Consider the following 12,016-nt stretch of genomic DNA (forward strand, 5'->3'; position numbering starts at 1 on the left):
TATTATAATTCAGATTTATTAAAAATCTTATCTTCTTGCAACAACTTATAACAGAAAATCAATGCTATGACTATAGTGATGCACATAACAATTGCTAATGACGTAAAATTACCATGATAAAAATAACAAACCAATTGCAAACATAATGCTGTAATAATCAATCTTCCTGACACCAATATAGCAGTAATCCTGCCTTTAGCATTTGGCATACTATCTAGAGCAAGAGGCCATAAAATATTACAAGGGAATATCATACCAACTGCCACTAATTGTACTACTATCGTTATTATTAATGGATCATTAATTTTAAGTATAATCATAACTATAGCAACAATTATAAAAGCTACAAGTACTGAAATACTAAAGAAAAAACATTTTTTCTGCCCAAAATTCCTCAATAAATAACTATTGCTAAAACTGATAACTGAAAATATTGCAGCCAGAGTCCCTTGATATAGACCAAATTGTTGAATAGGTACTCCTATATCTTGCATATACAAGATAGGAGAAATACCAATAAACACCCAATAAGCTTGAACCATAAAAATCAGGGTTATTAGATAATAGATAGTTTTTTTAGATTTAAAGACTACGCTATATTCTCTTAAGGATATTTTTATATTATCATTGGCCTGCCCTTTGGGAATAAATAATATGCCGATTATCAAACACAAGAACCCCAATATTAACAGTATAGCAAAATTACCTTGCCAACTAAGCAAAAAATTTACATAACTTCCTATTACCGGTGCAAAAGCCATGGCTAAGGTAATAATACCATTTATAGTTCCAGCCATTTGTTGTTGTTTGACCGAATATGCATCAGCAAGTACCACATATGCAAGCACCGCTACACCAGATATACCAGCTCCCTGCAGGAATCTACCAAATAGCATCATGTAATAATCTATAGCAAACAGACAAAATATACTGCCAACAACAAATATTACAAGACCTATAAGAATAATTACCCTTCTACCAAACCTGTCTCCTAAATTTCCAACAATTAAAGCAGTGACACAATGGGCTATGAGGTTTATCCCTAACAGGAATTCAACCTTAAAAGTAGATAGATTAAAGGTATCTTGTAAATCTGGAAAACTAGGAACAAATAAATCTACCTCAGCTCCAGCCAGAATTTCCATAATTATAATGGCAATAAACAAATTCATAAAACCACATTTTAGGATTAGAAAATGAATATATATTATATATGAAACATGTCTAGAGTCTGTGAACAAAATTTTAATTTTCTATATTTTGATTCTTTTTAGCTGCAAATTATAAGATTTTTTTGAAATAGGAACAACTATTCCGGTAAGAATCTTATTTATTTAAATAAGTAAGATTACAGTGTTCCAATTATAGCATTATCATTTATATTACTAAATAACGCCAAAGTTTGTCAGTACCTTTGCTGATACCAATTCTATGGGTAGTAATAAATTTAGGAGTATTACCTACGTCAATAATACAAAAGGATTTATTACTAGTCATATCCTGACCATTTTGGGTTTTGTTAATTCCAAGGGTACGACATAACTTACCAGGTCCATCAAGTAAAACTTGAGAAGGTCTATATTGATAGATTCCTCTAATTAATACAGCAGCTGGAAATCCTGATTTTTCTGTTACTATATTTAAACAATAATACATACAGTAAATTAAATATACATAGGCATTACCAGCAGAACCATACATAATCTTTGTACGAGGTGTTATCCCCTTGGCTGCATGACAAGCAGGATCGTCTTCTCCAATATAAGCTTCTGTTTCAATAATTCGTGCTTCTATTATTACCAAAACACAGAACCTTTCCAAGTAGTTCTTGTGATACAACAAGCGTATTTCTTTCATAAAATATTTTTGGAAGTATTGTATACATCTTAGCCTATTGCAAAAAGAGAAGAAGAATCTAACCCATATCAACCATGCAAATTTCTGGGAACGATCCCAGTACATGACAAAAAGATTAAGAGAAGGAAAAAATTAGTAGATATGGCTAGTTTTATTTTTTTGCCGCTGCAACTTTTGGATTGCACGCCACCGCTTTGTGACTCCTTGCAATGACGTTTATGCATTTTTTCAAACAAACTTTTCTATCATTAGTTGTGACTTTTAAACTGCCCTGTTCTATTACCTTATCCCTTAGATATTGACTATATGCTTTCATTATTAAAATTATATTTTTCAATATCTCGTTTCTTTATAACTTATTATATGTACCTTGTCTATTTCTGCACAACTTTTTCAGGTTAGATATATAGACTCTTTTATTTCTCAACTAAGATTAGCACTACAGTTGTAGACTGAATAAATTATAGAAAATTTAAGGGTTTTCTTTACAATATGGTTTCTAGTTTTTGAAATCTACAACTGTAGTGTTAGGCAAATTAGAAAGATATTTTCCCTTCCAAAGCTCCTGGTAAATAATAGGATCAATGTTTCCACCTGACATAAGTACTAAGACTTGCTTAGGTTTTGATTGTTTCTTTAACCAATTGACTACCCCAACCATATTTAAAGCACATGATGGTTCACAGGCAATTCGTAGCAAATGAATCAACCAAGCAGTCCAATAATATATAGAATGTTCATCAGCAAGAAAGAAATCATCAAGTTTATTTAGATAATTAAATGTACGTGGTGAAACTGCTAAAGTACGTAAACCATCTGCTACAGTGTTTGGTGAATCAGCAAACCTATATATTGAACCTTGCTTAATCGATAAGAAAGCATCATTGGCATTAAGCGGCTCTGAACCTATCAGCAAGCTGGATGGAGATAGTAATTCTTTTGCTAAATATGCTCCTGAAAGCAATCCTCCGCCTCCACAAGAAGCAAAAATGGCATCTGGACTAAATCCTAGCTGCTGCAATGCTTCATAACACATCGTACCAGCTCCAGCTATACTCGAATCGCTATCGGAAGGATGCAAATAGTAGAAACCATTTTTTATGTCACCTTTTGCTTTATCTTCTGCCATTTGTCTAGTGTCAGTCAATATAACCTCTGCTCCATAATATTTTGCTGTTTGTTGTTTAATTGGAGAAGTATTTTCTGGTAAATAAATTCTAGCATTAAGGTTAAGAGTTTTTGCTACCCAAGCAAGACCAATTCCGTGATTGCCTGTACTATATGCAACAATTTTGTTTGGTAAACGCTCTTGTTCTTGCAACTCTAATAAATGGTTTAATACCCCTCTAACCTTGAATGCTCCGGTTTTTTGTAATGAGTCTACTTTAAAAAAAATTTTATGACCAAGCATTTCATTCAAAATTTCAGACTGAACTATTGGAGTCAAACAAAGATATTGTTTTACCCTATTACTTGCTATTGATATTATATTAGAAGATTGAAGCGATGAATGCATATATAGACTAAATGTAGCTTGAAATCATAGTGAGACGATATTATATAGCTACCATCGTCTTTAGTATATAAATTTCTCAAGGTTTTTAATATGACAAATAAAGAAAAATTACCTCTACTCGCATTAAAAGATATGGTGGTATTTCCCGGTATGGTTGCTCCTATATTTATCGGTAGATCAAATTCTCTAAAAGCTTTGTTTAATACTAAAATTATAGATAATAATAGATATATATTATTAGTATTACAAAAACAACAAAATCAAGACACTCCAGATATTCAAGATCTATATTCTACAGGAGTGATTGCTAAAGTTATACAAACAGTAAGATTACAGAATAATGCCAAAATTCTAGTTGAGGCAATCTATAAGGTAAATCTGCATAACATAACTAATAAAGAAATATTTGAAGCTGAATATAGTATACTGCATGATGAAGAGGTAATTGACGTAGAAGCTTTAAAAGTTTCCACATCAAATGTTATTGAGTTATTTACAAAATATACTAAGACTCATAAAAAAATTAATCCAGAAATAATAGAAACGATAGCTGGTGAAATAGCAAAAAATCCAATGGATTTTAGTTATGTCACTAATGTTTTAGCTTCTTATTTGATTGCCCCATTATCAATAAAACAAACTTTGTTAGAGGAAACAAAACCTCAATCACGAATTAAAACTATAATAGATACATTAACATCTGATATGGCTCAAATGGATGCAGAGCAAGCTTTGCAACTGCGAGTAAAAAAACAAATTGAAAAAACCCAGCGTGATTATTACTTGCATGAACAAATGAAAGCCATTCAAAAAGAACTGGAGCATGATAAATCTGATTTCTCTGATATAGAAAAAAAGATTAAAACCTTAAAACTTTCAAAAGAAGCAAAAGAAAAGGCAGAGGCAGAACTGAAAAAGCTAAAGCTTATGAATCAAATGTCAGGTGAATCATCAGTTGTCCGTAATTATCTTGACACATTATTAGCTATGCCATGGGGAAAATTTGATAATAGTAAAACTGATATAAATAAAACTAAAGAAATTTTGGATCGTGATCACTTTGGTCTTGAGAAAGTTAAAGAGCGTGTTATTGAATATTTAGCAGTGTTACAACGTTCTAAAAAAATTAAAGGACCTATACTATGTTTAATAGGTCCACCAGGAGTTGGAAAAACCTCATTGGTCAAATCCATTGCTGAAGCAATGGGTAGGAAATATACTAAATTTGCTCTTGGTGGTATTAGAGATGAATCAGAAATTAGAGGGCATAGGAAAACATATCTTGGTTCTATGCCAGGAAAAATCATAAATTTAATTAAAAAAGTTAAAACTAATAACCCAGTTATGTTATTAGATGAAATTGATAAAATGGGTTCTGATTTTCGAGGTGATCCAGCTTCTGCTTTGCTTGAAGTATTAGACCCTGAACAAAACAGTAATTTCGTTGATCATTATTTAGAAGTAGAATATGACTTATCAGAGGTAATGTTTATTGCAACCGCTAATTCTTATAATCTGCCTAGAGCTCTACTTGATCGTATGGAAATCATTAATATTTCTGGTTATGTTGAAGAAGAAAAATTACAAATTGCTAAAAACTATTTAATACCAAAGCAATTGGAAATGCATAAAATAAAGAAAAATGAGCTAACTATTGATGATGGAGCAATTTTAGAGTTAATCAGATATTATACTAAAGAATCAGGGGTAAGATCGCTTGAAAGAGAAATTGGCTCTGTTACAAGAAAAGTATTGCAAAGAATTTTGAGTAACAAGAAAATAAAAAGCATATCAATATCATCTACCAATCTTAAAGAATATTTAGGAGTTAAAAAATATGATTTTGGTTTAGCTGAAAAAGAAGACCAAATAGGTAGTACGACAGGGCTCGCTTATACAGAAGTTGGCGGAGAATTATTGACAATTGAAGCTTTATCATTTCCTGGCAAGGGAGATATTAAAACTACTGGCAAACTTGGAGATGTAATGAAAGAATCTGCTCAAGCAGCCTATAGTTGCTTTCGTTCTAGAGCCAATAGTTTCGGATTGCAATATGAAGATTATAAAGATATTGATATCCATTTGCATGTACCGGCTGGGGCAATTCCAAAAGATGGTCCATCTGCTGGATGTGCAATATTTACTACCATCGTTTCGCTTATGACCAAAATACCGGTAAACAGAACTGTGGCGATGACTGGAGAAATCACCCTAAGGGGTACAGTGTTACCAATTGGAGGGCTAAAAGAAAAATTATTAGCTGCTAGCCGAGGTGGTATACAAACGGTGATAATACCTAAAGATAACGTTAAGGACTTAGAAGATATTCCACCTAATATAAAGAAGAGCCTAGAAATTTTATCGGTATCAACTATAGATGAGGTGCTAAAATTGGCCTTGGTTAATAACTATAATGGTCCCCATATTTTGGACACAAAAAAAGAAGAAATGAGATAGAATTCTTTAGCAAAAAAGGAGAGCTAGAGATGAAAAAACAAGTAAGGCAATATAGTGTTGAGGAGAAATCAAAAATTGTCATAGAGACAATCAAGGGCGAGCTAACAATAGCCCAAATAACTAGTAAGTATGGCGTTCATGCAACACAGATAAGTAATTGGAAAAAACAGGGACTTGAATTATTAGTACAAGGCTTTAAGAGTAAAACACAGAGTGCTGATCCAAATCAGCAGGAGTTAATCAAGAATCTATATGAACAAATTGGACAGTTAAGTGTAGAGCGTGACTGGCTCAAAAAAAATCTGCATTGTTTGGACTTAAAGGTTAGGTGTAATATGATAGAGCCTAATCATAATAAGTTAACAATTATACAACAGTGTAAGTTGTTGGGTATTAGTAGGTCAAGCTATTACTATCAACCTACTGGTATTAGTGAACAAGAGCTTAAGATCATGGCAATAATTGATGAGACCTATACTATGCATCCATATTATGGTATGCGACGGATGGCTAAATATTTACAAGCCCAAGGTTTTTCGGTAGGTCGTAAAGCTGTTAGACGTTACTACCAAATAATGGGTCTTGAAGCTGTTTATCCTAAAATGAATTTGAGTAAAAGAAATCAGGCACATAAAATATATCCTTATTTACTAAAAGATTTAGAGGTAACATACTCAAATCAAGTATGGTGTTCAGATATCACTTACATAAGGTTGCAACAAGGATTTGTTTATTTGGTAGCCATTATGGATTGGCACAGTCGTTATATACTTAGCTGGCGGGTATCTATTAGTTTAGAAAGTACTTTTTGTGTAGAGGCTCTTGAGGAAGCTATAGAACAATATGGTATACCAAAGATTTTTAACACAGACCAAGGAGTGCAATTTACGTCTGAGCAATTTATCTGTATTTTAAAAAAATATAATATTCAAATAAGTATGGATGGCAAAGGTAGAGTTTTGGACAACGTGTTTATAGAGCGATTTTGGCGTTCGTTGAAACAGGAAAAAATTTATCGAATAATTTTAACAATTGTAAAGGAGGCAAAAGCAGCTATTAAGGAATATATCGATTTTTATAACCACGAAAGAATGCACCAAGCATTGGGGTATAGGACTCCTAGCTTGATGTACTATAAACAAAAAGTTGCATAATAGTGACAATAATAATTTTATGGGAATTATATCTCTAAATTGCTAAAATTTTCTCTAGACAAACGAGACCACCATATAAATTGACTCCTCGCATTGACAGTTAGAGATCAGTTTTTTTTCTTAAATTGGTACATTATATCGAATTACACTTTCACTACAAAATAAAAATTGTAGGGTATGCCTAATATTACAATGAAGTAAAAATAGGGAAATATCGACTATAAGCATAGAAATGAGGATTCTGGAAATTCTTCTTTTGATAAACTAATTCATTGCCATCTAGATCAACAATATTCCCACCATTAGCTTTTATTAGTGCATGACCTGCTGCAATATCCCATTCCATAGTTGTGCCAAATTTAGGATAAATATCGGCTTTTTCTTCTGCTATTAAACATAATTTAATTGAGCTTAGTACACTAACTACTTCGGTAATTAAATGTTTTTCTAAAAAATTCTTAGTATCTAAATTGGAGCAACGTGAGCTAACAACAGCATTATAGTGATTTCTAGGCAAGACATCAACACTTACTTCCACATTATTGTGTTCAACCCGCAAAATATTATTAGCATCTGTATAATGTAATTTTTGTATGGATGGTTGATATATAAAGCCAATAACAGGAATACCATTTTTTATCAATGCAATATTTACTGTATATGTATCCTCGCCTTTTACATAACTTTTTGTACCATCAATCGGATCAACCAACCAAAATTGTTCTTCATTTAAAGTAACTATATCTCTCTCTTCACAAATTACCGGAATATTAGGTGTTAACTCTTTTAAGCCATCATATATAAAATCACTAATTTCTTTATCAGCATTTGTTACGGGCGAATTATCCTCTTTATACGAAATTATTAGCCCTAAATCTCTTGTCATTAGAGCAATCCTTCCAGCTTCGGTAATTAAACTTCTTAAGGACTTAATTAAATGAACTATCATTTGTTATTTTCTATAAATTGCTTAGCATCATCATCTTCTAACCACTTTCCTGTTTTTAATAAAGTCTGTTGTTGCAACTTCACTATATTATCTTGTGGAATACCCTTTAATTCTGTAACAGCTAAATATTCTATGCCATAATAATCTAGGTCAACTGTTTTGAGAAAATTATCTATATTTTTTAATTCACTTCTTCTATTCTCAAAAATTATAATATTATCAGGTAAAATATTTGTGATACGCATAAACTCATATAGTGCCTGAGCTTTATTTAAAAAATCAGTAAATATTATGCCTTTATAAAAAATTGGTGACTTTTTATCAGTCTCATCAAATTTTAATACTTCTTTATTATTAACTTTATCAGTAAATTTAATACCGAGTCTACTTAGTTGTTTATACTGCCATTCCTCATAATTTTCAATCCTTCTACATGCTGGGTTAATTTTAGTAAAGCCAAAAACCAAAGCCCCAGAACTCTTTAGCTTATCAATAAATTTCGACCAATTAGCTTCTACTAACATAGCTTGTCTTTGCAGTATCAACTTAGCAATTATTTCATCTATATTGGAATGATACTTTTTCAAAACAGCAATCTCATCAACAAACCCTGCATAAGGATTAGCATAACGAAACATATTAGACTTAGGTGTAATTATTGTATCATCAATATTGATTAGCACTAAGCTATTTGCTCCAATTTTTTCAAATAAATTTTTTACCGTAACAGAGTCTATAGAGTAAGTGGGAATAATTATTGCATAACTTGTGTATGGTAATATAACAAGAATTAATAATAATTTTGACTTATGCAGGAAGTCTAATAATTTTAATAAAAAGTTATTTTTTATTGTCATACGGATTTATACTTTTTTGATTCTTAGCTTTAATTTTAGCATTGTTTCTTTTTGCTGCATTTATCTTATTAATCAACTCCTTAAATAATTTTACAAAATCATGAGAGCTGAATATTGATTCTTTTGTGTCAGATAATCGATAATTATAACCAATAAACATCACATCATTGTCATAATTTCTCAGTTGATTTTCCATTGCAGTCAACTCACTGGAATTTTCATCAACCATTATCAGAACTTTTGGCATAAATTTCACTTGTATTAAGAAATTTAATATTAACCTAAATGAAGGATTATTATTGCTACTCAATATACCTTGATAAAATGTCGGATAAGTATTATCAAAAGGCTCCATATTATTAAAAATAAGATAGTTATGTTGAGGGAAACTATTAGACAAATCAATATTAAATTTCTTCAAATAATCAGCCTTCCATATTTCTAGTTTCTTTATATTGTTAAAGTCACCAGTTAAACTATGGTCATTAACAATTACTGGACTGCCTTTATCCATTACATCTTTTATAAATTTAGGCAGATTGCTATCTAACAACTCGTTTTTATATTCTGTAAATAATATTGTATCAATATAGGCTTCTTTTGATGGTCTAATTAATTTAAATAATTCAGATAGCTTTGATAATTCATTTTTATTCAATTGGTCGATTGATGGAAAAAATGATTTGAATATAACTTTGTCTCTTCCCAAAACCAGTAGGATATCATTGGGGGAATAATTATTGCATAATTCTTCATATTCCTTATTTATTTGCTCCAAACTATCAGTATTGAAAATCTTGCCATGTGCTATTAAGGGCAATAGTAATAGTAGACTTGCTGCATAAGTCAATCTAGTTGGTGATTCTGTCGTCGAAACTCGCCTCCGCTCCTCACGTACGTCTGTGTACGCTGCGGTACTCGGCTTCGTTTCTCCTAAAAATCCCTCAACTATCTTTGATTTATGCAGCAAGTCTAGTATGTAAGCAATAGACTTCTTGAATAATTTTATATTCTTTAAAGCAGAGGCGTATAGCTTTAATGTATTTTCTTTAGTCATCATAGCCCTATAGTTTTGTGGTAGCTTCTCTTGGAAGTAGCATAGCATATTCATTTAGAGTCCTCTTGATGCTATTAAGTATGTTAAGTTCATTTTTTTTCCTAGCAAATACATAATATATTATTTTACTTATAGTGGTGCGTTTTTTAACTTGCATAACCAATTCCTGATGAACAATTGCTTGAATTGTAGTTAAATTACCATTCATTAAAAATTGTGATAAGAGCTGAAGCTGTTCAGCACTAAAAGTTGTTAGTAATATTCTAATGATTACTGTAATATAACCTGCAGGAGTTGTTATATTAGTCCTCCTGACATATTTTTTAAAATTTAAACTAAATGTTTTATTTAAATATTTATCACTAAAAATTTCTACAAAATTTATTTCACGTAATTGTTTTATTACTATTTCCCTTTCCTGTTCAATTATCCTCATTTTAGTTGAAGTAACATTGCTATTTACCTTATAGTCAGCTGAGATTTTATAGGCTATTACTTGTTGTATAAACTCTGCATAATGCATATCTTTTTTTAACAATGAGCTAATATTGCTAAATAGCAATTGATACCTAGTTTTTAAGGCATTTTTTGTAAAACTATCTAAAGAAATATATCGTTTAATAATTTTAGTTTCAAGTTTTGAAGAAAACTTAGATTCAATAGAAGAAATCATTAAAGAAATAGTATGACCACTTTGAATATTTTGAGTTAACCTTTTTCTAATATAAGCTAGTATATAATTAAGATTAGGATCTACGGTTATATTAAACATCCTGATAGCATTTATATGCTTTATAATATTAATTAAAACTTCATGCATAAAGCTATTTCGCTGGAGTAGAAATCTTTCTACTATAGCAAACTCTGTATTTTCTATCTGATGTATCATGATATTATAATTTTCAAATAATTCTAAAAGTTCATATCCTGAATTATTAAATTTATTGGAACTCTTCCTAAATCCTGATTCCTCATATATTCTTATCAAAATGTGGTTTATAATTTTAGATTTAACACATAAATCTTTTAGTCTATTATATAAGCAAATTAACTTAGCATTGGTTAATTCCATTAATACGTTGTGATCATTTATCAAAAAATTAGTAATTCTTTCAAAAATGTACTTATAATCTACTGAATTCTCTTCTTTCAATATCAATAATATATTAGCATGGAATAACAAGGGGATAGAGTCTTTCTTTATATCAACGGTAGAATCAATCTGCCATAATTCTTTAATAAGCAACAATTGATCTAAAAGTAGATTTTGTTGTTCTGTTGATAAATTATCTAAATTCACAATAATTGCAGTTGCCTGTAGATTATTGATAACATCTTGATTCTTAATATCTTCAGTTATGAGTAGGCAACAATGTTGTACAAAATTTTCCGCTAAATCCATTACTGTTTTTAGTGCTTGATTATCTTCTTCATGATATGAATTAGAAGAATTTTCTAAATAATCCAATAATTGCTTAAGAGAGGTAGCAAAATTTGCTATTTCTTCCATTTGATATTTTTGTTGCTTTAATAGCTCAATAGAAAGGACTCCGTGTTGTTCAAGAATAGAACTTAAGTTCTTTTGACTATTCGAACTAAGATAATCAAGCAAATCACTATTTTGTTGTAGAATTTTTATAATACTAAAAATACGCAAAGACCTTTTTAAATTATTAGGATATTTACAAGACACAATATATTCAGTGCTTAAAGAGACGAAACAGTCTTTTAATCTTTTTTCATACATAACTAATAACCTGTACTGTATCATTAAAATCTTTCATGAATAAATATAGCTAATCCGATTAACATATACTATCAATTCACATGACGATTTAAAAATCGTAGGGGAAATAGACTGGAATCCAAGGCGTCATTGTGATTGGTAATTTCTCTTCTTTTATTTTTAAAATCCAGATATTTTGACCGGAACAGAAATCATGATGCTGGTAGAATGTTGAATCCTAGACACTGTTAACAAACTGCACATATTTTGGTAGTTTCTTCCATTTTGTTACGTGGTGTGTAGCACCAATGTTTAGGCTTATATCATAATTTAAAGATATAAGTGTCTAGGAACACACAAAATTAGTAAGATGTATGTTCTTGGCTTAAATGTCATTGCGACGAAGCAATCCAAATCTTAATATCTTTTTGGATTGCTTTGTT

General features: G+C 30.7%; 9 protein-coding genes. 2 read left to right on the forward strand and 7 right to left on the reverse strand.

Annotated elements, in window-relative coordinates:
* Positions 1–2 precede the first annotated feature (2 nt).
* The 3 genes from AAGD39_RS04745 to AAGD39_RS04755 all read right to left on the reverse strand — a co-directional run bounded on the left by AAGD39_RS04745 (position 3) and on the right by AAGD39_RS04755 (position 3,373).
* Positions 3–1,172, reverse strand: a complete 1,170-nt coding sequence (locus tag AAGD39_RS04745; RefSeq protein WP_341756253.1) for an MFS transporter — start codon at positions 1,170–1,172, stop codon at positions 3–5.
* Positions 1,173–1,377: 205 nt separating this feature from the next.
* Positions 1,378–1,857: a DNA-3-methyladenine glycosylase gene (locus tag AAGD39_RS04750; protein ID WP_341756254.1), complete on the reverse strand. Its 480-nt coding sequence runs from the start codon at positions 1,855–1,857 to the stop codon at positions 1,378–1,380.
* Between the two features lie 499 nt (positions 1,858–2,356).
* Positions 2,357–3,373 carry a serine/threonine dehydratase gene (locus tag AAGD39_RS04755; RefSeq protein WP_341756255.1) on the reverse strand — a complete coding sequence of 339 codons (1,017 nt, stop codon included), beginning with the start codon at positions 3,371–3,373 and terminating at the stop codon, positions 2,357–2,359.
* Between the two features lie 90 nt (positions 3,374–3,463).
* Between AAGD39_RS04755 and lon the strand changes: the two genes are divergently transcribed.
* Positions 3,464–5,830, forward strand: coding sequence for an endopeptidase La (gene lon, locus AAGD39_RS04760; RefSeq protein WP_341756256.1), 2,367 nt, complete (start codon positions 3,464–3,466; stop codon positions 5,828–5,830).
* A 29-nt stretch (positions 5,831–5,859) separates the two neighbouring features.
* Entirely contained in the window at positions 5,860–6,984 is a 1,125-nt protein-coding gene (locus AAGD39_RS04765) for an IS3 family transposase (RefSeq protein WP_341756042.1), read from the forward strand.
* A 187-nt stretch (positions 6,985–7,171) separates the two neighbouring features.
* Here the strand turns inward: AAGD39_RS04765 and AAGD39_RS04770 are convergent, their stop codons facing one another.
* The 4 genes from AAGD39_RS04770 to AAGD39_RS04785 are packed head-to-tail and all read right to left on the reverse strand — an operon-like array spanning position 7,172 to position 11,618.
* Entirely contained in the window at positions 7,172–7,933 is a 762-nt protein-coding gene (locus AAGD39_RS04770) for a 3'(2'),5'-bisphosphate nucleotidase CysQ (RefSeq protein WP_341756257.1), read from the reverse strand.
* Positions 7,930–8,790: a DUF2608 domain-containing protein gene (locus AAGD39_RS04775; RefSeq protein ID WP_341756258.1), complete on the reverse strand. Its 861-nt coding sequence runs from the start codon at positions 8,788–8,790 to the stop codon at positions 7,930–7,932. Before AAGD39_RS04775 ends, AAGD39_RS04770 begins: the two co-directional genes overlap by 4 nt.
* Positions 8,774–9,901, reverse strand: coding sequence for a DUF2608 domain-containing protein (locus AAGD39_RS04780; RefSeq protein WP_341756259.1), 1,128 nt, complete (start codon positions 9,899–9,901; stop codon positions 8,774–8,776). Before AAGD39_RS04780 ends, AAGD39_RS04775 begins: the two co-directional genes overlap by 17 nt.
* Positions 9,855–11,618 carry a hypothetical protein gene (locus AAGD39_RS04785; RefSeq protein WP_341756260.1) on the reverse strand — a complete coding sequence of 588 codons (1,764 nt, stop codon included), beginning with the start codon at positions 11,616–11,618 and terminating at the stop codon, positions 9,855–9,857. Before AAGD39_RS04785 ends, AAGD39_RS04780 begins: the two co-directional genes overlap by 47 nt.
* Positions 11,619–12,016 lie beyond the last annotated feature (398 nt).

The organism is Candidatus Tisiphia endosymbiont of Nemotelus nigrinus (genome assembly GCF_964026475.1).
In the GTDB taxonomy this organism is placed as follows: Bacteria; Pseudomonadota; Alphaproteobacteria; order Rickettsiales; family Rickettsiaceae; genus Tisiphia.

Bases quoted from the DNA above. Each gene is read 5' to 3' on its own strand.
- AAGD39_RS04775 (WP_341756258.1), bottom strand. From the start codon at position 8,790: ATGACAATAAAAAATAACTTTTTATTAAAATTATTAGACTTCCTGCAT.
- AAGD39_RS04785 (WP_341756260.1), bottom strand. From the start codon at position 11,618: ATGATACAGTACAGGTTATTAGTTATGTATGAAAAAAGATTAAAAGAC.
- AAGD39_RS04755 (WP_341756255.1), bottom strand. From the start codon at position 3,373: ATGCATTCATCGCTTCAATCTTCTAATATAATATCAATAGCAAGTAAT.
- lon (WP_341756256.1), top strand. From the start codon at position 3,464: ATGACAAATAAAGAAAAATTACCTCTACTCGCATTAAAAGATATGGTG.
- AAGD39_RS04780 (WP_341756259.1), bottom strand. From the start codon at position 9,901: ATGAATATGCTATGCTACTTCCAAGAGAAGCTACCACAAAACTATAGG.
- AAGD39_RS04750 (WP_341756254.1), bottom strand. From the start codon at position 1,857: ATGAAAGAAATACGCTTGTTGTATCACAAGAACTACTTGGAAAGGTTC.
- AAGD39_RS04745 (WP_341756253.1), bottom strand. From the start codon at position 1,172: ATGAATTTGTTTATTGCCATTATAATTATGGAAATTCTGGCTGGAGCT.
- AAGD39_RS04765 (WP_341756042.1), top strand. From the start codon at position 5,860: ATGAAAAAACAAGTAAGGCAATATAGTGTTGAGGAGAAATCAAAAATT.
- AAGD39_RS04770 (WP_341756257.1), bottom strand. From the start codon at position 7,933: ATGATAGTTCATTTAATTAAGTCCTTAAGAAGTTTAATTACCGAAGCT.